The sequence below is a fragment of the Nonomuraea rubra genome, assembly GCF_014207985.1.
Lineage (GTDB): Bacteria > Actinomycetota > Actinomycetes > Streptosporangiales > Streptosporangiaceae > Nonomuraea > Nonomuraea rubra.
In genome coordinates, this window is record NZ_JACHMI010000001.1 from 2,398,514 (window position 1) to 2,419,314 (window position 20,801).

Here is a 20,801-nt window from a genome sequence, read left to right on the forward strand (position 1 = left end):
GGGGGTACACGGCAGGGCGCCGCCGCACGGCGGCGCCCTGGCTTACAGGTGGGCTTGCAACAGGATGTGGGACACGACGTCGGCGGCCGAGTAGTCGTCGGGCAGGCCGTCGAGGAAGCCGGTGTCCTGGCCCAGGGTCAGCAGGGGCGGTTCCGCGTAGCCGCCGGCGCGGTGCTGGCCGAGCCCGATCGCGGCCAGCAGGCCGTTGCACAGGCAGCGGCGGCCGTCGGCCTCCTCGGCCGGGCGGCCCTTGCGCACGTAGACGTCCACCGGCTCGGCGGCGCAGCGGTAGCCGACCGAGCCGTCCCCCTTCTCGTACGGTGTCCGCAGGTAGCCCAGGTCGCACAGGCGGGGCCGGGTCTCGTACACGTCCTGCTCCGACAGCGTCCCCGGCACGGCGGCGACCTTGAACGGGAACCCGGTGGGCGAGGCCCGCGGATCGTTGCGCACCAGCCCGGCCTGCCTGCGCAGCCGCCGGCGCAGCACCGGATCGAGCCCGGACTCGCGGCACAGTGCGAACGCCGACCCCACCTGGATCCCGTCGGCGCCCGCCGCCAGGGCCCGCTCCAGGCCGCCGGGAGTGCCGTACCCGCCGGCCAGCCAGAACGGCAGCCCGAGCGCGGCCACCTTGGCCAGGTCGGCCTCGTCGCGCGGCCCGTACACCGGCTCGCCCGCCGCGTCGAGCACCGTCCGGCCGCGCGGCGGCGCGCTGTGGCCGCCCGCGACCGGCGTCTCGATCACGAACCCGTCGGGCCTCGTCAGGGGAGCGCGGGCCAGGTACGCGGCCAGCACGTGCGACGACACGATCGCCAGGAGCCGGGGCCTGGGCAGCGGCCCGAGCCGGCGGCCGAGCAGCGCCACCGGGTCGATCCCCGCCGTGTGCCCCTCGCCGTCCGCCACGGCGACCGAGATCCGGCCGGGACGCTGCCCGGCCAGGTCGTCGAGCAGGCGCGGGATCTCCGCCGGGATGCCCGCGCCCATCAGCACGTAGTCGGCTCCGGCCAGCATCGCGCCGTAGGCGGCGGCGGGCGTGGCGAGCTGGATCTTCTCCAGGTAGTTGACGCCGACGGGGCCCTCGTGCCCCTCCTTGGCGAGGAACACCTCGGCGAAGTTGGCGACCACGGTCAGCTCGTCGCCCGCGCGGCTGCCGCGCAGGCCGAGCCTGGGCACCGGCCGGTACGGGACACCCTCGGCGGTGCCGCCCGGCACGAAGTAGCGGCCGAGCACCCGCTCGGCGATCCCGGGCACGGGGAAGCTCGCCAGCGCGCGGCGCAGGTCGCCGCCGGGGTCGCCGAGCTGCAGCCGCCTGGCCAGGGTGACGTCCAGCGCGGTGCCCGACACCACGCCGAGCTGGCCGGTCATCGCGACGGCCCGCGCCAGCCGCCACCCGGACACCCCCACGCCCATCCCGCCCTGGATCAGTACCGGCCGGGTCCTCGGCCCGCTGGTCGGATCAGCCACGCCGGGCCTCCCGCAGGTCGACGACCTCGGACACCGGCCGCCGCGGCACCTCCGCGACCGCCGGCCCGTAGCCGAACCTGGCCAGCATCTGCACGTGCCCGAACGGCCCTGGGCGGTCGCCGCGGTGCTGCGGGGCGCGCAGGTCCAGCGGCTGGCTGAACAGCGACGCCGCCACGCCGTGCGCGGTCGCGGTGAGCAGCACGCGCTGCAGCGCCTGCCCGGCACGCAGCCAGTCCCGCGGCCCGTCCTGCCGGGTGAACAGGGCCGCCAGCCGCGGCTCCCTCTCGAAGTCGGCGTCCGGCCGGGCGGCGCCGGGGGCGAAGTCCCGCAGGGGTGGCGCGCCGCGTACCGGGCGCGGGCCGAAGGCGTGCTCGGGCACGCCGTCGGAGCGCACGCCCGAGCCGGTCCATCGGGCCAGCTCGGCCCGGTAAGACTCGTCGGCGGCCAGCGTGTCCTCGGCCGCGCCCACCATGTCGAGCACCCGCCGCGCCGCCCTGCCCGTCACCGGCACCAGCGTCGCGCGTTCGGCGTGGGCGGCGTGGACCAGCTTGACGAAGACGTCCCGGGGCAGCGGCTGCCCGTCGAACGGGAACCGGTTCGTGCGCCGGTGCGGGATCATCTCGTACAGCAGGCGCTCGCCGGCCTCCGGCGGCTCCCCCGGCACGGCGCGCACGGTGGCCAGCAGGTCGGGGCGCTCGCCCGGATCGGGCAGGGCCGTGACGCGGGCGTCGTGGCCGGTCATCCGGAGCGCCAGCCTGAGGTTGAACAGCGCGGCCCCGCAGCTGATGCCGAGCCCGCGGCCCATCGGGTCCGTGACGATCAGCAACCGGTCGAGGTCCGCGTACAGCTCCATGGTGGCGTCGTCGACCCGGCGGAAGCGCCAGGGCTGGGTGTTGTGCACGGACGGCGCGGCCACGGCGGCGGACACCGCCCTGCGCACCCCGGCACGCGTCGCGAACGGCGGCGCGCCGGGCGGATCGGTCACGGGAACATGAGCAGACATGCACCCAAGATCTCGTGATCCGCCACGCCCGAGGCAGGGACCAAAGTCCTTCAGAACAGGCCCGATGGACCCGTGCGCGTGCCGGCCGCGTGCCGGCCGCGTGCCGGGCGCTCAGGCCGGCGAGGCGGCCGCGGGCCGGCGCTCAGGCCGGCGCGGTGCCGGCGGCGGGGAGAGCGAGGCGGGCACGGGCCGGGTGCTCAGGTCAGCGCGGCGCCGGCCTGGTCCTGGACGCGGCCGGCGGCGGGCAGGCCGGCCTGGTCGGGGACCACCTTGGGCAGGGCGCGCAGCCATCCCTCCAGGTCGGCGGGCCACCACCGCCCGGCCGCCAGCCGCCCCAGCTCCTGCGCGACCGCGGCCGACGAGGCGCCCACCGGCACCACCCGCACGGGCGCCGCCCCCGCCAGCACCCCCAGCCACCAGTGCCGCCACGTCTGGGTCAGCTCGTCGGGCTCCAGCACCAGGTAGTAGTCGGGCAGCACCAGCCGACCGGCCCGCAGCTCGCCCAGCGCCTGCTCGATGGCCACTTCGAGAGCGCCCACCACGCCGGTGCCGTCGAAGTAGCCGGCCCACGCCGCCGCCACCCCGGCCAGCGGGTCGGCGTCGTGCACGACGTACGTGGCCGCCGACCGCCCTGCGAGCTCCATCACCTCGGCCGCGCCGCGCTCGCCCCGGACGATGGCCCGCACGTTGTGCAGCTGGTCCAGCCCCGCGACCACTCCGGCGGCGCCGTCCCCCGCCACCACGACCACCGTACTGCTCAAACGCCGCATATCGGGCAGTTTACCGCCGGGCCCGTTCGTCGGTCAGACTGATGACCATGGCGATGACGTACGAACTCGGCGAGATCATGGCGGAACGGCAGATCGAGGCCGTGACCGCGGACGGCGCCCGCAGCCAGGTGACGGTCAGGTTCGGCAGGCCGCGCCCCGACGAGCTGAGCACGAGCGGCGACTGGTGCTGCCCGCACCAGATCGTGGGCCTGGGGGAGGAGGGCGTGGGCGCGTCGTTCGGCGTGGACTCGCTGCAGGCCCTCCTGCTGAGCGTGTACAAGGTGCGGCTGAAGCTGGGCGAGCGGGCGGCGGCCGCGGCCGTCCGGCTCGACTGGCTGGGACAGCCGGATCTCGGCATGGAAATCGTGCCGCGCTTCTGAGTCACACTTTCGCGGTGCGGGGGGTCAAGGCGATGAAGACCTCGAAAACGCACCACGAAGGAGCATCCGATGAACCTCGCCTACACCATCGTCACCGTCCTGGCCGCCCTCTGGGTGGGCTTCTCGGCCCTGTCGGTCTTCATCCACGCCAAGTGGGTCGTGGAGCCCCTGGCCGAGTACGGCGTCGCCCGCCGCTGGTGGCCGTGGCTCGGCGCCGCCAAGGCCGCCGGATCGCTGGGCCTGCTGGCGGGGCTGTTCGTGCCGGTGATCGGCGTCCTGGCCACGATCGGCCTGGTGCTCTACTTCACGGGCGCCGTCGTCACCGTCGCCAGGGCCCGCTCGTACGCCCACCTCCCGTTCCCCCTGCTGTACCTGGCTCCGGTGGTGGGCGCGTTCCTGCTCGGAGTATGAAGGAACCCGTGATGCTTCCTCCTGTGCCCAAGCTCGACGTCCACCACGACATCCCCGAACCGCTGACCTACGCGGGGCCGTGCCCGGGCGGTGAGGTCGGTGCCGCGTACGTACGCTGGCCCGACGGCCACCGCTCGGTCCTGACCCGGGGGCCCGACGTGCGCCACCTGCTGGAGGTTGCGCGGGCGGCGGGCATCCCGGCGCCGGCGTACGAGCTGGTCAGCTCGCCGGTGATCGTGCAGGAGCTGCTGCCCGGCACGATCTCCCGCGTGCCGTCGGAGGCGACGGTGCGGCACATGGTCGAGATCAACGCCCGCTGCCGCGGCCTGCTCGCCGGCCGCGCCGACCTGCCGCCGCACCGCCTCCACCTGCGCGACGATGGGCCCGGCTACTGCCTGCACGGCTCGCTGCGCACGTACGACAGCCGGACCCGTCACCTGCTCGACCAGGTCGAGGAGATCGGCCGGGCCTTCCCCGACGCCCTAGAGGGCGACGACCTGGTGCACACCGACTTCCACCCCGAGAATGTGCTGGTGGACGCGGCGGGCACGGTCACCGGCGTGATTGACTGGGACGGCGCCACGCGCGGCGACGCCGACTTCGACCTGCACACCCTCCGCTTCGACCTGGCCCGCCGCGACCCCGGCCTGCGCGTGGACGTCCCCGACACGGAGTCGGCACCGGCCTGCTGGGCCCACCTGAGCCTGCGGCTGGTCGACTGGGCCATCCGCCACCACACCGCCTCCGATGTCACCGCCTGGCTCGACGTCGCCCGCCGTCTCAGCCCCGGCCGCTGATCGCGCGGCGTGGCGTCACGCCCAGAGGGCCGCGGCCTGGTCACAATGGGAAAAGGCCAGGTCACAGCGGGCGGGGAGGGCGAATGCGGGCCATCGTCGGCATGGCGGCGGCGGCCGTCCTCGTCACCGCCGCACCGGGGACCGCCCACGCCGACCCGCCGCCGTGGCGCAAGCTCACGTCCTTCTTCGTCACGCCGTACGCGCCGCACCAGAACGACGTCATCCGGGTGCTCCTGCACTGCCCCGACGAGTCGAACCACGCGATCGTCGGCTCCACCGCGTTCCCGCTGAAGGGCTCCTGGCTCGCCTACCGCGAGGTCGGCGTGGGCCTCTCGGGGCGGGGCTTCGGCAGGCGGGGGATCATCATCTCCCGGTACGCGCCGCCCGGGCATCACGAGGTGTACATGAAGTGCGTCAAGGTGACCATCGACAAGGCCACCCACCTCAGGAAGGTCAAGGTGCTCGGCCGCGCCTCGGCCCCGCTCTTCGTCCGCGAGTTCCGCGTCAAGCAGTACTTCTGACTCGAGTGAGCCCCGCGTAACCGGTCCCCATACCCTCGGGTCGGCGAATCGCCACATGGGACCTGAGAAGGAGTGCCGGCCACGGCCGACCAGGGGGAGCGGCCGCGCGGTCCGAGGCTGTCAGGAGGAGCGCCCACGGCCTGCTCCAGGGCCTGTTGCTGCTGGCCCTGCTGTGGGGGACGTGGGAGGCCTACACCTGGCTGGGCGACCAGGCCGGGCCGGCCAGGGCGTGCTGCGCGGCGGGAGCGCGGTCGCGACGGCAGCTCCTGCTGTCCTGGGCGTCCCTGCTGGCGGGCACGCCGTTCCTGGTGGCGGGGGCGCTGCTGGGCGGGTGGGCGCAGACGGCGCTGTTCGCGGGGGCTTGCTCGTCGACTGGGCGGGCACCTATCTCGCCTCCCGCAGCGGCAACTGGCGGGTGCACAGCGCCGCTCACCGGAGCGAGCGGCACGGCGTGTTCATCCTGCTGGCGATCGGCGAGTCGATCATCGCCATCGCCATCGGCGCCGGCGCCGGCGCGCACGCCGTGAGCATCCCGCTGCTCATGGCCGCCGTGCTCGGGATCGGCGTCGCCGTGTGCCTGCGGCGGCTCTACTTCGACACGGTCGCGCTCGCGGCCGAGCACCGGCCGGCCCACACCGGCGCCGCCCGGGTGAAGATGGTCGTGGAGGCCTACACCTACGGGCACTTCCCGATCGTCGCCGGCATCATCGTGACCGCGCTGGGCGTCGAGGGCGTGCTGGCGCACGCCTGCGAGAGCACGCCCCTCGGCGGCTTCTACGCGCCGGCGCTCTTCGGCCCGGCGGCCTGGTCAGCCGTTCAGAACCGCGTACGCCCGTACGGTGAAGGTGCCCATGCCCCGCACGGCGGGCGGGACGGCGTGGAAGTCGAACGAGCGCCCCGCCAGCCGCTCCAGCCCGGTCAGGTGCTCCACCACCGGGATGCCGGCGGCCAGCAGCTTCGTGTGGGCCGGGCGGGACGGGTCGCCGACGTCGTCGATGTTCAGCGAGTCGATGCCCACGAGGGCGGCCCCCTGCTCGACCAGCCAATCGACGGCGTCGGAGGTCAGGAACGGGTGCGAGGGGTGGCCGTACCGCTCGGTGCGCCAGTGGCGGTCCCAGCCCGTGTGCACCAGCACCGCCCTGCCGCGTACCTCGTGCTTGTCGAACGCCTCGCGCCCGATCGCCCTCGGCTCCCCGACGGACACCAGCACCCCCGCCAGGCCCGCCAGCCTCGACAGGGGCAGCTCGCTCAGGTCCATGCCGTCCGGGTAGCGGTGGAACGGCGCGTCGAGGTAGGTGCCGGTGTTCGCCACCATGCCGATGCGGCCGATCTGGAACTCCGTGCCGGGGGCGTAGCTGCCGCGCGACGCCTCCCGCGAGAGGTGGTCGCCGATCTCGGGGCCCGGCAGCCCGGGGTAGGTGATCATGCCGTGCTCGACGACATGTGACAGGTCCACCAGCTCGCTCATCTCAGCCCTTCGTGTTCGACGCTCCCCGATGTTATCGCTGGGTGGCGAGCCACTCCTCGAAGGTGGTCGGCGCGAGGCGGGCGCCCTCGCCGGGCAGCAGCGCGTTGCCGGCCATCTCCGGCCCGAACATCGCCGACCACGACGGCACCAGCCTCACCTCGCGCCCGCGCGCCTGGTGCGTGCGGCGGGCCATGTCCACCAGGTCCTGCGGCTCGGGCCCGGCGACGTCGGCGTAGCGTCCCTTCGGGTCGCCAACCGCGATCTCGGCCAGCACCTCGGCCACGTCGGCCGGCGCGATCGGCTGCACGAGCAGCGGCGCGATCGTGGCCACGCCGTCCCGCTCCGTCCAGCTCGCCACCATCGCGGCGAAGTCGTGGAACTGCGTGGCAGGCACGATCGTCCACGGCACCGGGCCCGCCTCCACCAGGCGCTCCTGCTCGCGCTTGGCGGCGTAGTGGGCGTTGCCCTCCACCCGGTGCACCCCCACGATCGACAGCAGCACGTGGTGGCGCACGCCGGCCCGCTCCTCGGCGGCGAGCAGGTTGCGCGTGGTGCCGGCGAAGTAGGCCACCGTCTCCTCGGGCGAGGCCGCCTGGCCGTTGATCGTGTCCACCACCGCGTCCACGCCGGCGAGCGCGGCGTCGAGCCCCTCGCCGGTCACGAGGTCCACGCCCAGGGAGCGGCTGATGCGCACCACGTCATGGCCGTCCCGTTCGAGGGCGGTGGTGGTCAGGGCTCCGATGTTCCCGGTCGCGCCGGCAACGGCGATCCGCATGATGGTCTCCTTCGCGATCTCGTATCACTGCGACCGTATCTCGGACTAAATAGATCCGCAATATCCGCGATATGCTGTCGATCGTGAAGCTGCCCGTGAGTACCGAATGGCTGTTGCACTGCGCGACGTCGCTGGCCCAGCTGGAGCCGGGCGCCACCGCGTCGGCGGCGCAGCTCGCCGCCTACTACGACCTCCCGGCGCCCTACCTGGCCAAGCAGCTCCAGTCGCTGGTCAAGGCCGGGGTGCTGGCGGCGACCACGGGGCCGAGGGGCGGGTTCAGGCTGGCGCGGGCGGCTTCCGAGATCACGCTGCTGCAGATCGTCGAGGCGGTGGACGGCGCGTCGATGCCGTACGAGTGCCGCGAGATCCGCCAGCAGGGGCGGGGCGCGCTGCCGCCCGAGGAGTGCCGGCGCGTCTGCGTCCTGGCGGAGAAGATGGCCGACGCGCACCGGGCGTGGCGGGCCAGCCTCGCCGGGGTCTCGCTCGCCGACATCCTCGCCGAGTTGCCCGCGTACGCGCCGGAGCGCACCCGGTCCCGCCTCACCGGCAGGACATGACGAAGGGCGCACGTGCGGTCCTTCGCACGTGCGCCCTCCGATCTTCGCGTTACTCGCTCACCTCGATGGCGGCGCCGGGGCAGACCGCGGCGGACTCGCGGACCGCCGCGTGCTGGTCCTCGCCCGGCTCGGCGTTCAGCAGGACCACGATGCCGTCATCCTCCCGCTGGTCGAACACCTCGGGCGCGATCAGCACGCACGATCCCGCGCCGCAGCACTTGTCCTCGTCGACGGTGACCTTCATATCCGGGTTCCCTCCTCGTTGATCGCTGTCACCAGCGGACCGGCACCGTACGCAGGCCGCCGACCGCCAGCCCCTCCACCCGCTCCAGCTCCGCCACCGGCACCGCCAGCTCCAGAGTCGGCAGCCTGCGCAGCAGCACCTCCAGCACGACCTGCAGCTCGGTACGGGCCAGCGACTGGCCCAGGCAGGAGTGGGCGCCGGAGCCGAAGGCCAGGTGCGCATTCGGGCTGCGGGTCAGGTCCATCTCGGCCGCGGCCTCGAAGGCGCTCTCGTCACGGTTGGCCGCGGCCATGCTGCAGATCACCGTCGTGCCCTTGGGCAGGCTCTCGCCGCCGATCTCCGCCTCCACGGGCAGGTAACGGGGCAGGCCGAAGCCGGAGTTGGCGTCCAGGCGCAGCGTCTCCTCGACGGCGCCGCGGATCAGCGACGGGTCGGCCAGCAGCGCCTCCCACCGGGCGCGGTCGGCCAGCAGCATGGAGACCATCTTGCCGATCATGTTGGCGGTGGTCTCGTGCCCCGCGACCAGCAGCGCCATGCCGGTGACGATGATCTGGAGGTCGGCCAGCCCGCCGTCGTCGGGGCCGCCGGCCGCCAGCAGCTCGCTCAGCAGGTCCTCGCCCGGCTCGGCGCGCTTGGCGGCGATGAGGTCGGACATGTACTGGAAGAACTCGGCCTGGGCGGCGTCGATCTCCTCCTTGCCGTAGCGGGTCAGGTTGAGCAGCGTGTCCGACCAGTACGAGAACCTGTCCCGGTCCTCGGCCGGCACGCCGAGCATGTCGCAGATCACGTACACCGGCAGCGGGAAGCCCAGCGCCGCCCGCAGGTCACCGGGGGCGCCCCGCTTGACCAGGTCGTCGATCAGGTCCTCGGCGATCTGCGCCATCTGAGGCCGCATGGCGGCCATGCGCTTGGCCGTGAACCACTTGCCGACCAGGCGCCGCCAGTGCAGGTGCCCGTCGCCGCTGTCAGGGATGATCTCGGCCAGGGCGCTGTTGAACACCCCCGTGCCGTCGGCCGTCAGCCGGGCCGCGTCCGGGGCGGTGAGCTGGCGGGTGAAGCGCGGGTCGGCCAGCACCTGCTTGACGTCCTCGTAGCGGGTGATCAGCTTGGCCGAGTCGCCGCTGGGCAGCTTCACGTGGGCCACCGGGCACCCGCTGCGCAGCTCGGCCCACTCCGCGGGCGGGTCCAGCGCCGCGTCGTTGGGGATCGGATAGCTCAGAACCTGCTCGTTCACACTCATTCGGCATTCTCCTCGTGCGCGGATCGTTCGGCCGCCCCCGGGCGGCCCGTGTCATGCCTGGATCGCTGGTGAGGGCCTGTCACGCGGTCGCGACGGGCCCGGGTGGGCGAGGTGCTGCCGTCACGCGGTGGTGACGGGCCGGGTGGCGAGGTGCTGCTGTCTCAGTACGCGGGCCTGCTTCGGCATGTTCCAGCCGAGCACGCCGGTGACCTGGCCGTTCTCCCGGTAGAGCGCGGCGAAGCGGCCCTGCCCCGGGTCGCCTTCCGCGATGCTCACCTCGGCCGTGGCCGACGGCAGGCCGTGGGCCTGGATCTTGATGTCGTACTGGTCGGTCCAGAAGTACGGGATCGGCTCGTACGGGCGGTCGGCGCCGAGGACGTTGGCGGCCACGACCTGGGCCTGCTCGGTGGCGTTGGTGCGGTTCTCCAGGCGTAGCCGCCTGCCGTACCCCTCGTGAAGCCAGGACGCCACGTCGCCGACGGCGTAGACGCCTTCGGCGGCGCGGCAGCGCGAGTCGCACTCCACGCCGTCGCCGAGCGGGAGCCCGCTGCCCGACAGCCAGCCGGTCGCCGGGCGGGAGCCGATGGCCACCACGACCGCGTCGGCGGGCAGCAGCTCGCCGGTGGCCAGCCGTACGCCGGTGACCCGGCCGCCGGCCGAGGCCAGCTCCTCGACCGCGACGCCGAGCCGCAGCGTAACCCCGCGTTCGGCGTGCGTGCGGGTGAGCAGCTCGGACACCGGGCCGCCGACCTGGTCGGCGAGGATCGCCGGGCCGAGGCCGGCCAGCGTGACGTCCAGGCCCAGCTTGCGGGCCGTCGCGGCGATCTCGCCGCCCAGCACGCCCTCGCCCACGACCACCAGCCGCCTGGCGGCGGTCAGGTGGGTGCGCAGGGTGAGCGCGTCGTCCAGGCCGCGCAGCTCGTGCACCCCCGCGAGCCCGCGCTGCCCCGGCAGGCGGCACGGGGTCAGGCCCGTCGCGATGACGACGGCGTCGCCGCGCAGCACCCGGCCGGTGGCCGTGCGCACCTCGCGGGCCGCGGCGTCGAAGGCGACGGCCGGCTCGCCCCGGACGAACTCCGCGTCCAGCGCTTCCAGCTGCGCCTGCGTGCGGAGCTGGGCCCGGCCCGGCTCCCAGTCGCCCGCCAGGACCTGCTTCGACAGCGGCGGCCGGTCGTAGGGCAGGTGCGGCTCGGCGCCGAGCAGCGTGAGCCGCCCCCGGTGGCCCTGGCGCCGCAGCGCCTCGGCCGTGCTCAGGCCGGCGGCCGATGCGCCGACGATCAGGACGCTGCCGGGCGCGGTCACGCCGATCCGCTCCGGCGAGAGGTGGCGCTACGTGCAGGAACCCGCATGTGTCGTCGTCCTTCCCTCGTTTCGCCCATACATTACCCTACATCTGTAGGAAAACCTGCACATGTAGGTAGACGGTAGGGTGAAGACGTGGCAACGAGCAGAGCAAGCAGCACCCCCGCCTCGGGCGACCGGCGCGTGCGCCGCACCCAGGCCGCCCTGGCGCGGGCGCTGCTCCGGCTCGTCGAGGAGCAGGACCTGTCCCGCATCACCGTCGCCGACGTCGCCGAGCTCGCCGGGGTGAGCCGCTCGACCTTCTACGACCACTACCGCGACGTGCACGAGCTGGCCGAGGCCGCCTGCACGGCAATGATCGACAACCTGATCGAGGCGCTGCCGGGCGACTTCGACGTGGCCGACCCCGCCGAGGAGGCCACCCAGTCGCTGGAGGCGTTCTTCGCCAGCCTCGCCGAGCACGCCGGGCTCTACCGCGCGCTGCTGGGGCCGCAGGGCAGCGCGCGCGTGGCCGACCACATCCGCCACCGCAGCACGGTCGCCATCCAGGAGCGCCTGCGCGAGGCCGTCGAGGGCGCCGGCGTGCCCGAGCGGGCCAGGGCGGTGCTGGAGCTGCCGCTGGACGTGCCCGCGGCGTTCACGGCGGGGGCGCTCATCGGGGTGGCCGCCGAGTGGTTGCGGGGCGGGTGTCCCCGGTCTCCGGCCGAGATGGCCGCGCTGACCTGGCCGCTGTTCCACTCGCTCTATCGCATCGAGGCGACGCCGCCTTCCTGAGCGGGCCGGTGATTGTGCCGATGCGTGACGGGGGCGGGCGGGGGAGCATCGGGCGTGGCCGTTGGGTTCCGGGAGGGAGAGTGCCCGGCGCGGCCGGCTTCCCGGGGTCCGGAAGGAGATCGCGTTCATGGCGGTATTTCCTGGAGCGGCACTGATCGCGGGCGCGGCGCTGGTGGTCGCGACCCTGCCGCCCACGTCGTCCGTGTCGTCCACGTCGTTCGCTTCGTCCGCGTCGTCCGCGTCGTCCGCGTCGTTTGCGTCGGCCGCGTCGTTCGCGCCGGCTGCGTCGGCTGCGTCGTTCGCGCCGGCCGCGCAGGCCGTCGCCACCGCGGTCGACGTTCCGCGGGTCGAGGGGCCGCTGCCGGGGGCTCCGCCGGGTGATCCCGCCTCGCCGGAGCTGCCGGAGACCTACCCGTGGCTGGCCACCGACGCCGACCTGCGCGCGCTCGGCTACGTCGAGCAGGAGTTCCACCTGTCGGGCAACGCAGACGCCTACAGCGCCACGGGCGAGCTGCTCGCCGCCGACGTGCCGTACCGGACCAGGGTGATCGTCCGCCGCCCGGTGAGCCAGGCCGCGTTCAACGGAACCGTGCTGATGGAGTGGCAGAACGTCACCGCCGGATACGACCTGGACGCCCTCTGGAGCACCGAGCAGCTCACCCGCGCCGGGTACGCGTGGGTCGGCATCTCCGCCCAGCGCGTGGGCGTGAACCAGCTCCGCCAGTGGAGCCCCGCCCGCTACGGCACCCTCGACGTCACCGGCGGCGGCCAGTTCATGACGGACCAGCTCTCCTACGACGTGTTCTCCCAGGCGGCCAAGGCCATCAGGGCCCCGGCCGCACCGGCCCTCCTCGGCCGCCTGCGGGCCGGCACCGTCCTGGCCATCGGCGCCTCGCAGTCGGCGGGCAGGCTGGCCGTCTACTACGACGCCGTGCTGCCGCACATCGAGAGCGTCTTCGACGGGTACGGCCAGATCGTCGGCCCCGCCCCCACCCGCGCCGGCGCGGAGCCGGTCTTCCAGGTGCTGTCGGAGACCGACGTGCGCTCGCCCGTTCGGCCGCCGGACACCGAGCGGTTCCGCCGCTGGGAGGTGGCCGGCAGCGCGCACTCCGGATGGCACGGCTACAGCGCCCGTGTCCCGCTGCTGGCCCGCGATCTCGGGGCCCCGCCGACGTACACGTGCGCCAGGCCGCCGTTCAGCCGCGTCCCGCTGCACCACGTCCTGGCCGCCGCCTACGACCACCTGACCCGCTGGGCCCGGCGCGGCACCGCGCCGCCCTCCGCGCCGCCGCTGGAGTTCGCCGCCGACGGCACCAAGGCGCGCGACGAGCTGGGGCTGGCACGCGGCGGCATCCGGCTCTCGCAGGTGGCGGCGCCCACCGCGCTGAACACGGGCGACAACTCGGGGGAGACGTTCTGCGTGCTGTTCGGCACCCACCTCCCGTTCGACCAGGCGCAACTCGACCGGCTGTACCCGACGCACGGCCACTACGTGGCGGCGGTCGTCCGTGCGGACACCCGCAACGTGAAGGCCGGCTACCTGCTCCCCGGCGACGCCCGCCAGAACCTCATCGACACCAGGCCATGAACGTCATCCCTGAACCGCCGGCCCCGAGCCGGCCACCGGAACCCCACTTTGCCGTCGAACGTCTTTTCGATTACGCTCCTGCCTCGTGGCCCTAACCCTCACCCTGGAGTCGGCCCGGCGGCTGGCCGTGATGTGCCAGCACCTGGCCGGCCCGCGCCCGGGCGCCGGCCTCGAGGGCCTGCGCACCATCCTGCGCAGCCTGCGCTGCCTGCAGCTCGACCCGGTCAACGCGGTGGCCCGCAGCCACCTGCTCGTGCTCTGGAGCCGGGCAGGTCACTACGACCCCGCCGACCTCGACGCGCTGCTGTGGCGGGAGCGCTGGCTGTTCGAGTACTGGGCCCACGCCGCCTCGATCGTGCTGGCCGAGGACTACCCGATCCACCACCTCATGATGCGCCGCTACGCCACGGGCGAGTCCGACTACGCCCGCACCGTACGCGACTGGATCGAGGCCAACGACGCCTTGCGCCGCCACGTGCTCGACCGCCTGCGCGACGAGGGCCCGCTCCCGCCGGGCGCGTTCGAGGATCTCGCGGCGGTGCCGTGGAAGTCGACGGGCTGGACCAACGGCCGCAACGTCGAGCGCATGCTGGACTTCCTGTGGACCCAGGGCCACATCACGGTGGCGTCCCGGCAGGGCCGCACCCGCCACTGGGACCTGACGGAGCGCTGGCTCCCCGACTGGGCGCAGGCGGAGCGGCTCTCCCAGGAGGAGGCGGTGGCCCGGGCCGCCGAGTACGCCCTGCGCGCCCTCGGCGTGGCCCGCGTCCCCGACATCGAACGCCACTTCACCCGCGCCCGCTACCCGGGCCTGGCCGACGCGCTCTCCGCCCTGCTCCACGCGGGCCGCGTCGTACAGGTGGAGGTCGAGGGCGGCGACGAGGTCTGGTACGCGCACACCGACGCGCTCGCCCTCCTCGAACGCGGCGCCTGGCAGCCGCACACCACGCTGCTGTCCCCGTTCGACAACCTCATCTGCGACCGCGAACGCACCCAGCGCCTCTGGGGCTTCGCGTTCCGCACGGAGATGTACGTCCCCAAGGCCAAGCGGCAGTACGGCCACTACATCATGCCGATCCTGCACGAGGAGCGGCTGATCGGGCGGCTCGTCCCGCGCATGGACAGGCGGCGCGGCGTGCTGGAGATCGAGGGTGTCTTCCCTGAGGACGGCACCACCACCGGCCAGGGCACCGTCCGGGCCGTCACGGAGGCGATCACCGGCCTGGCCGCGTTCGCCGGTGCCCGCGAGATCGTCTACGGCGAGAGGGTGGCGACGCCATGGCGGGCCGCCCGCTGACGCTGTTCCGGTCCCTGACCGGCGCTTGATCGGCGTGGCCAGGAGGGCTAGCCTGATCGCCGTTCTGGCGAAAGGCGGGGCCGGGCGATCGTGTCACGCGGGAGGAGCCCCGGCCACGACGAGCTGTCCGGCCATGCCGCCATCGAGTTCGGGGGCGAGTGAAGATGAGTGCGGAAGAGGACTTCAAGCGGGTCGGCGACGAGCTGGCCGATCTGGGGGTGCGGATCTCCAGGATGATGGGGAGTCCCGCGCTCAAGGATCAGGCGGGGAAGGTGTTCGCGAGCCTGCAGCGTGACGGTGCGATGGTGTTCCGGCTGGTGAGGGATACTCCCGAGCACGCGGCCGCGCTCCAGCTGGCCGGGGCGTCATTGTTCGACCCCTCGGGGCAGGGCAGGGTGATGAAGGACTGGGTGGTCGTGCCCCACTCCTCGGCCGAGACCTGGACCGACCTGGCCGAGGCCGCCCTCAGCCGCCCGCGCTGATCAGCACGCCCATGCCGTCGGGGCGTTCGCCGTTCAGGGGCGTTCGCCGCTGTGTGCTGCCGGGTCGTCGCTCCTGGCCCGGGCCGACTTGAGGTTGGCCTTCTTCATCTTGTTGCCGCACGTCGCCATCGAGCACCACCGCCGCCGCCCGCCACGGCTGGCATCCACGAAGAGCCCCCCGCAGGTGGCCTGCTCGCACCGCTTGATCACACCGTCCCCCTGCCCTCCGAGCGTCGCGATGGCGTCGAGCGCGACGACGGCGAGTGCGGCCCGTGCCGGGTCGGTGTCCGGGAGCCGCCACCGCGCCCGCCCGCCGTCGAGGACGAGCCGGGCCCGGTGACGCAGGCTCCACCGGTTGAGCAGTGCCTCGTCGGAGGGATCCGGCACGCCCCCGCCCGCGATGGCGGTGCCGGCCCGGTGGATGGCTTCGCGCAGGTCGCGGGCCTCCCGGAGGAGGGCTTCGGAGACCGGCAGGCCGGGCTCGCCGAGCGCGTTGGCGCTCAGCCAGGCGCCCAGCCGTTCCGGGGTGGGGATGCGTTCCACCGGATCGCCGCGCCGCTCGGAGAGCGTGGCGACGAAGCGGAACGCCAGGATCTCGTTGCCCAGCCGGAAGCCCTCCGCGCCGCGCGGAGCAGCGTCCATGGCAGCAGGTGAACCGGTCATGATGGTTCATCTTACGGGAAGCGCAGGGTCGCACGGGCAGGTTGACATGACCTCGGCGAACCGTTTAAACAGGTTCATGTGAACCACTCCAACCGCATCACGGGCTTCGGTACCGTGACCGGCGTCCCCTGGCTGCCCGAAGGCTTCGCGGACGTCTTCGACAGCACTCTGGTCCGCGTCGGCGACGTCCGGCTGCACACGGTGCAGGGCGGTGCCGGACACCCCCTGCTCCTGGTCGGCGGCTGGCCGCAGAACTGGTACGTGTGGCGCCACGTCATGCCCCGCCTGGCCGGGCACTTCCGCGTCATCGCGGCGGACCCGCGCGGCGTCGGCCGCTCCGACAAGCCCCACGGCGGCTACGACACCGCCACCGTGGCCGCCGAACTCGTCGCCCTCATGCGCACGCTGGGCCACGACCGCTTCACCATGGCCGGCCACGACGTGGGCATGTGGATCGGCTACGCCCTCGCGGCGGACCACCCGGCGGCCGTCGACCGCCTCGTCCTGATCGACGCCACCATCCCCGGCCTCGCGCCCGACATCCCGATCTTCGGCCCTGAGGCGCAGAACGACCTGTTGTGGCACTTCTCGTTCAACCGGCGGCGTTCCGTCAACGAGCTGCTGGTCCGGGGCCGGGAGCACATCTACTACGGCGACCAGTTCCAGCTCAAGGCCGCCCGCCCGCTCCCCGCCGAGGCCGTCGCCTTCTACGTCGAGAGCATCGCCCGCGACCCGGAAGCGCTGCGCGCCAGCTTCGACTACTACCGGGCCACGGACGACAACATCGCCCAGAACCACCGCCGCAGGCAGCGCCCGCTCACGCTGCCGGTCCTCGGCGTCTCCGGAGACCGCGGCCAGGGCGAACGCCTCGGCGCTCTGCTCGCCCCCGTGACCGAACGGCTGAGCACCGCCGTACTGCCCGGTTGCGGCCACTACGTCCCCGAGGAGAGCCCAGACGCCCTCCTCGGCCACCTCCTGCCCTTCCTCCGTGAAGCGGCGGATGGGGCGGCCGTTACGGGTGAGCCGCAGGGGCAGTTGGGCCGGTTTTGACGCCGGGGCGGGATGGGACCTCCCGGCCGCGGGGCAGCCCGACAGGTGACTGCAAGGCGACGGCTCTCCGTGGGGAGCGGCGGTCGCGAAGAAGCAGGAATCGGGGGTACCCGCGATGCGGACCACCATCACCAAGCTCGCCATCGCCGGCGCCGCAGGCGCGACGGGCCTGCTCGGCGCGGCGACCACCGCGCAGGCCGACGTGGCCACGGGGCAAGTACGGACCCAGGCCGACGTGGTCGCCGGGCCGGTGCGGGTCCAGGCCGTCCAGCCGATGCCGGAGGACGACGACCTGCGCGTGGCCGATCCCGAGGGCGCGCCCGTGCGTGCCGGCCCCGGCCCCGCCTACGAAGTCGTCGGCCGCATGGACTACGGCGAGCCGGTGCAGTACGACGAGACGACCGGCTACGTCGAGATGACCGAGGAGGAGGCGACCCAGATCGCCGAGCTGATGGCCGGCGAGGACATCCCCGCCGCCATGCCGACGGTCGAAGAGGCCGCCGAGATGGCGGCTGCTGCCGAGGCCGAGGCCGCGGCTGCCGAGATGGCGGCCGGCCAGATGGCAACCGGCGACATGCCGTCCGCGGAGATGCCTACCGGTGAGATGCCCGCCGGTCAGATGCCGTCCAGTGACATGCCGTCCGGTGAGATGGCGACCGGTGACAACACCTCCGGCGACTCGGCCGCGCATGACGTGTACAGCGAGATGACCGCCGACGAGCCGGCCGCCTCGACGGCCGTCCCCGCCCAGGCGGCGACGACCACCTACCCGGCCGCGTACGTCATCCAGCAGATCGCGAACGCGATCGGCCCGAGCACCTCGGAAAGCGCCTGGCTGAACGTGGACGACGGCTACGTCTGGCTGGGCGACGTGGAGCCCGGCTGACCTCAGGGCGGCCGTCCAAAAGGACCGCCGGAGGAGGTCAGCCCAGGTCAGGCCGGATCGGCCGCACGGAGTCGCGGACGATGATGTGCGTGCCGAGCAGCACGTGCTGGGCCGGCGCCGCCTTGTCCTGGCCGCGTTCGAGCGCCAGGCGCACGGCGGTGCGGCCCAGCTCCTCGTGCGGCACGTGCACGGTGGTGAGGTCGATGTCGGCGGCCGGCGGCAGGTCGTCGAACCCGACCATGGAGACGTCGTCGGGCACCCGCAGCCCGTGCTCGCGCAGGGCCTGGCGGGCGCCGGCGGCGATGAGGTCGTTGCCGGCGAAGACGGCGGTGAAGTCGGGCGGCCCGGCCGCGAGCCGTTCGCGGATCATGCGGTAGCCCTCACTGCGCTCCATCGTGCCGTCGGCCTCCAGGCCGGGGTCGTGGGGGACGCGGTGGTCGGCGAGCGCGTTGCGGTAGCCGGTGATGCGGCTGTCGGAGGTGGTGTAGCCCTCGTGCCGGCCGAGGAACAGGATGCGCCGGTGCCCCGCCGAGAGCAGGTGGCTGGTGATGGCGTAGGCGCCGCCGGTGTTGTCGTACTCGACGACGAGGGCGGGCACGTCGGGGCCCAGCGTGGGCCGGCCGCACAGGACGAGCTGCGAGCCGGCCGCCGCCAGCGCGCGGGCGTAGTCGGCCATGCGTTCGCGGTAGGCGTCGTTGTTGACGACGTTGCCGACGAGGATCACGCACTCGGCGTGCTCCTGCCGCATGAGCTGCACGGTGGCCAGCTCGCGCTCCGGGTCGCCGCCGGTGGTGCCGACGATGCACAGCTTGCCCTCAAGTGCGGCCTGCGCCTGCACCCCCTGGGCGACGTGGGCGTAGTGGGGGGAGACGACCGAGTTGACGATGATGGCGACGCTGCGGCTGCTGGCGCCGGCGAGGTTGCGGGCGTTGGCGTTGGCGACGTAGTCGAGCTCGCGGACCGCCTTCATGACCTTGCTGCGGGTGGCCGGGGCGCTGGGGTAGGAGCCGGACAGGATGCGGGAGACGGTGGCCACGGACACGCCCGCGTGCGCGGCCACGTCGCGGATCGTCGTCGGCCGCCGCTCTCCGCCTTCGGACGCCGCTCGCCGGACCATGCCACCTCCCGGTGAAACACGTGGGTAAACCGCTTACATGGAATGTTTCCGCCCGGCTGTCATGGTGTCAAATCACCGTGCGAGTAAAACGCTTACCGCGACCTCGCCCCCACCGTCTCCATTTTCCCGGCATAGTGGCCTAGTATCCGCTTTATGTCGATGCACCCTCGTGAACACTGGGAGGCCGCGGCGGACCACCTGCTGGCCGCCGTGCTGCCGTACGCGACCGACGGTTTCGCCCAGTACCGCCTGCCCGGCAGAGCGAGCAGGTCGGGGCCGGTGAGCGACGGTCTCGAAGGGTACGCGCGCACGTTCCTGCTGGCCGCGTTCAGGATCGCGGGGGCGGGCGGCGACGTGCCGCCCGGGCTGCTGGAGCGGTACGCGAGCGGCCTGAACGCCGGCACCGACCCGGCGCACCCGTACGCGTGGCCGGCGCTGACCGACATGTCGCAGCAGCTCGTCGAGGCGGCCTCGATCGCGCTGGCGCTGCACGAGACGCGGCCGTGGCTGTTCGACCGGCTCTCGCCCGGGCAGCAGGAGCGGGTGGTGGAGTGGCTGGCCGGGTTCGTGGGGCGGCGCACGCCGGAGAACAACTGGGTGCTGTTCCGGGTGATCGTCGAACAGTTCCTGGCCGGGGTGGGCGGGCCGTACGAACCGGGCGAGATCAGCGGCGGGCTGGAGCGCATCGAGGAGTGGTACGCCGGCGACGGCTGGTACTCCGACGGCAAGGGCAAGAACTTCGACTACTACTGCGGCTGGGCGCTGCACCTGTACCCGTCGCTGTGGGCCAGGATGAGCGGCGACACGGCCAGGCAGGAGCTGTACGCCGGCCGGTTGCACCGCTTCCTGGAGCAGTACCAGCACTTCTTCGCCGCCGACGGCGGGCCCGTGCACCAGGGGCGCTCGCTGACGTACCGGTTCGCGACGGTGGCGCCGCTGTGGCTGGGCGCGCTCACCGGCGCCTCGCCGCTGCCGCCCGGCCGCACCCGGCGCATCGCCGGGCGGGTGCTGCGCCACTTCGCCGAGCGCGGCGCGCCGGACGAGCGCGGGCTGCTCTCCCTCGGCTGGTACGGCCCGTTCCCGTCCATCGCGCAGTCGTACTCGGGGCCGGCGTCGCCGTACTGGGCGAGCAAGGCGTTCCTCGGCCTGCTGCTCCCGCCCGAGCACCCCGTCTGGACGGCACCCGAGGAGCCCGCGCCCGTCGAGCTGGCCGACCGGTCGCTGGCCATGCCCGCCCCCGGCTGGCTGCTGCGCTCCACCAGCGCGGACGGCGTCGTACGCCTGATCAACCACGGCAGCGACCGCGACCGCGTCCAGCCCCCGGACGGCGCCCCCGACCCGTACTACACCAAGCTCGCCTACAGCAGCCACACGGGCCCCGAGGTGGGGGAGCGGGCGCAGGGCGTGGACAACCACGTGGCCGTCGTCGCACCCGACGGCACCGTCTCGCTGCGCCGCTTCATCGAACCGCTCGCCGTCTCCGACGGCTTCGCCGCCTCGGCCTACCAGGACGGTCCCGTACGCGTGGTGACCGCCTCCGTCGTGGACGGCGCCGCGGAGATCAGGATCCACCGCGTCACGGCGCCGGCCGGGCACCAGGTACGGGACGGCGGCCACGCCCTCGCCGCCCCGGCCGCGCCCGCGCTCCGGCAGCAGGACGGCCTGGCGCTCGCCGCCCGCCCGGACGGGCTGACCAGCGCCGTGCGCTCGCTGCATGGCTTCACGGGCACGGGGCTGGTCACCGCGACGGGTGCCAACGCCTTCGGGCTCCACTCCGCCACCCCGTACGCGTTCGCGGCGTCCCACCCGGGCGGCACCGCGCTCTACGTCAGCCTGGTCTGGCTGGCCGGGGCGGAGCAGGACCCGCCCGCGCCCGCAGTCCGCGTCGAGCCCGGTGACGTGGTCGTGCTGCCCCTTCCGGGGGGAGGGACGGTGGCGGTCGACATGGGCGCGGACGTGCCGGCGGCACACCCGAGCTGAGCGGCCTGTCCCCCGATACTTCCCACGTCGTCATC

The 20,801-nt window shown here is 73.6% G+C and carries 22 protein-coding genes and 1 pseudogene; 13 read left to right on the forward strand and 10 right to left on the reverse strand.

Translation table 11 applies throughout. From position 1 onward, the window contains the following. Positions 1-42 precede the first annotated feature (42 nt). From HD593_RS10860 to HD593_RS10870, 3 genes are all read right to left on the reverse strand, one after another. On the reverse strand, positions 43-1,461 hold the full coding sequence (locus tag HD593_RS10860; protein ID WP_312903424.1) for a nitronate monooxygenase: 1,419 nt from the start codon (positions 1,459-1,461) through the stop codon (positions 43-45). Further along, positions 1,454-2,464 carry an Acg family FMN-binding oxidoreductase gene (locus HD593_RS10865; RefSeq protein ID WP_221524721.1) on the reverse strand — a complete coding sequence of 337 codons (1,011 nt, stop codon included), beginning with the start codon at positions 2,462-2,464 and terminating at the stop codon, positions 1,454-1,456. Before HD593_RS10865 ends, HD593_RS10860 begins: the two co-directional genes overlap by 8 nt. A gap of 197 nt (positions 2,465-2,661) precedes the next feature. Further along, entirely contained in the window at positions 2,662-3,234 is a 573-nt protein-coding gene (locus HD593_RS10870) for a hypothetical protein (RefSeq protein ID WP_185102046.1), read from the reverse strand. A 47-nt stretch (positions 3,235-3,281) separates the two neighbouring features. On the opposite strand from HD593_RS10870, the gene HD593_RS10875 reads away from it, so the two are divergent. The 5 genes and pseudogenes from HD593_RS10875 to HD593_RS65085 all read left to right on the forward strand — a co-directional run. Then, positions 3,282-3,614, forward strand: a complete 333-nt coding sequence (locus HD593_RS10875; protein ID WP_185102047.1) for a DUF6968 family protein — start codon at positions 3,282-3,284, stop codon at positions 3,612-3,614. A gap of 69 nt (positions 3,615-3,683) precedes the next feature. Then, complete coding sequence (locus tag HD593_RS10880) at positions 3,684-4,025, forward strand: DoxX family protein (RefSeq protein WP_185102048.1); 342 nt, start codon at positions 3,684-3,686, stop codon at positions 4,023-4,025. A gap of 11 nt (positions 4,026-4,036) precedes the next feature. Beyond that, complete coding sequence (locus HD593_RS10885; RefSeq protein ID WP_185102049.1) at positions 4,037-4,822, forward strand: phosphotransferase family protein; 786 nt, start codon at positions 4,037-4,039, stop codon at positions 4,820-4,822. Positions 4,823-4,905: 83 nt separating this feature from the next. After that, positions 4,906-5,343 carry a hypothetical protein gene (locus tag HD593_RS10890; protein WP_185102050.1) on the forward strand — a complete coding sequence of 146 codons (438 nt, stop codon included), beginning with the start codon at positions 4,906-4,908 and terminating at the stop codon, positions 5,341-5,343. 55 nt (positions 5,344-5,398) lie between these two features. After that, a pseudogene (locus HD593_RS65085) lies at positions 5,399-6,088 on the forward strand (low temperature requirement protein A); the annotation flags it as partial. 63 nt (positions 6,089-6,151) lie between these two features. On the opposite strand, the gene HD593_RS10900 reads toward HD593_RS65085, so the two are convergent. Next, the gene (locus HD593_RS10900; RefSeq protein ID WP_185102051.1) at positions 6,152-6,811 is read right to left on the reverse strand and encodes a cyclase family protein; all 660 of its coding nucleotides are present in this window, start codon (positions 6,809-6,811) and stop codon (positions 6,152-6,154) included. Positions 6,812-6,842: 31 nt separating this feature from the next. Then, positions 6,843-7,586 carry an SDR family oxidoreductase gene (locus HD593_RS10905; RefSeq protein WP_185102052.1) on the reverse strand — a complete coding sequence of 248 codons (744 nt, stop codon included), beginning with the start codon at positions 7,584-7,586 and terminating at the stop codon, positions 6,843-6,845. 83 nt (positions 7,587-7,669) lie between these two features. Here HD593_RS10905 and HD593_RS10910 point away from each other — a divergent pair, with 83 nt between their 5' ends. After that, entirely contained in the window at positions 7,670-8,143 is a 474-nt protein-coding gene (locus HD593_RS10910; protein WP_185102053.1) for an RrF2 family transcriptional regulator, read from the forward strand. Positions 8,144-8,192: 49 nt separating this feature from the next. On the opposite strand, the gene HD593_RS10915 is transcribed toward HD593_RS10910, so the two are convergent. The 3 genes from HD593_RS10915 to HD593_RS10925 form a co-directional block, all read right to left on the reverse strand. Then, positions 8,193-8,387 (reverse strand): ferredoxin, encoded by a 195-nt coding sequence (locus HD593_RS10915; RefSeq protein ID WP_185102054.1) that lies wholly within the window; start codon positions 8,385-8,387, stop codon positions 8,193-8,195. 28 nt (positions 8,388-8,415) lie between these two features. Next, positions 8,416-9,627 carry a cytochrome P450 gene (locus HD593_RS10920; RefSeq protein ID WP_185102055.1) on the reverse strand — a complete coding sequence of 404 codons (1,212 nt, stop codon included), beginning with the start codon at positions 9,625-9,627 and terminating at the stop codon, positions 8,416-8,418. A gap of 120 nt (positions 9,628-9,747) precedes the next feature. Next, positions 9,748-10,929 (reverse strand): NAD(P)/FAD-dependent oxidoreductase, encoded by a 1,182-nt coding sequence (locus tag HD593_RS10925; RefSeq protein ID WP_185102056.1) that lies wholly within the window; start codon positions 10,927-10,929, stop codon positions 9,748-9,750. A 135-nt stretch (positions 10,930-11,064) separates the two neighbouring features. Here HD593_RS10925 and HD593_RS10930 point away from each other — a divergent pair, with 135 nt between their 5' ends. From HD593_RS10930 to HD593_RS10945, 4 genes are all read left to right on the forward strand, one after another. Then, the gene (locus HD593_RS10930) at positions 11,065-11,703 is read left to right on the forward strand and encodes a TetR/AcrR family transcriptional regulator (RefSeq protein ID WP_185102057.1); all 639 of its coding nucleotides are present in this window, start codon (positions 11,065-11,067) and stop codon (positions 11,701-11,703) included. 127 nt (positions 11,704-11,830) lie between these two features. Beyond that, positions 11,831-13,291 carry an alpha/beta hydrolase domain-containing protein gene (locus tag HD593_RS10935; RefSeq protein ID WP_221524723.1) on the forward strand — a complete coding sequence of 487 codons (1,461 nt, stop codon included), beginning with the start codon at positions 11,831-11,833 and terminating at the stop codon, positions 13,289-13,291. A gap of 85 nt (positions 13,292-13,376) precedes the next feature. Beyond that, a complete protein-coding gene (locus HD593_RS10940) occupies positions 13,377-14,588 on the forward strand; it encodes a winged helix-turn-helix domain-containing protein (RefSeq protein WP_185102058.1) in 1,212 nt (403 codons plus the stop codon). Positions 14,589-14,752: 164 nt separating this feature from the next. Further along, the gene (locus tag HD593_RS10945) at positions 14,753-15,070 is read left to right on the forward strand and encodes a hypothetical protein (RefSeq protein WP_185102059.1); all 318 of its coding nucleotides are present in this window, start codon (positions 14,753-14,755) and stop codon (positions 15,068-15,070) included. Between the two features lie 33 nt (positions 15,071-15,103). On the opposite strand, the gene HD593_RS10950 is transcribed toward HD593_RS10945, so the two are convergent. After that, complete coding sequence (locus HD593_RS10950) at positions 15,104-15,712, reverse strand: CGNR zinc finger domain-containing protein (protein WP_185111775.1); 609 nt, start codon at positions 15,710-15,712, stop codon at positions 15,104-15,106. 99 nt (positions 15,713-15,811) lie between these two features. On the opposite strand from HD593_RS10950, the gene HD593_RS10955 reads away from it, so the two are divergent. Both HD593_RS10955 and HD593_RS10960 read left to right on the forward strand, forming a co-directional pair. Further along, positions 15,812-16,783, forward strand: a complete 972-nt coding sequence (locus HD593_RS10955; protein WP_312903425.1) for an alpha/beta fold hydrolase — start codon at positions 15,812-15,814, stop codon at positions 16,781-16,783. Positions 16,784-16,898: 115 nt separating this feature from the next. After that, on the forward strand, positions 16,899-17,669 hold the full coding sequence (locus HD593_RS10960; protein WP_185102060.1) for an SH3 domain-containing protein: 771 nt from the start codon (positions 16,899-16,901) through the stop codon (positions 17,667-17,669). Between the two features lie 37 nt (positions 17,670-17,706). On the opposite strand, the gene HD593_RS10965 is transcribed toward HD593_RS10960, so the two are convergent. Continuing rightward, entirely contained in the window at positions 17,707-18,786 is a 1,080-nt protein-coding gene (locus HD593_RS10965) for a LacI family DNA-binding transcriptional regulator (RefSeq protein ID WP_185102061.1), read from the reverse strand. A gap of 153 nt (positions 18,787-18,939) precedes the next feature. Between HD593_RS10965 and HD593_RS10970 the strand changes: the two genes are divergently transcribed. Further along, positions 18,940-20,766 (forward strand): DUF2264 domain-containing protein, encoded by a 1,827-nt coding sequence (locus tag HD593_RS10970; RefSeq protein ID WP_185102062.1) that lies wholly within the window; start codon positions 18,940-18,942, stop codon positions 20,764-20,766. Positions 20,767-20,801: the final 35 nt, after the last annotated feature.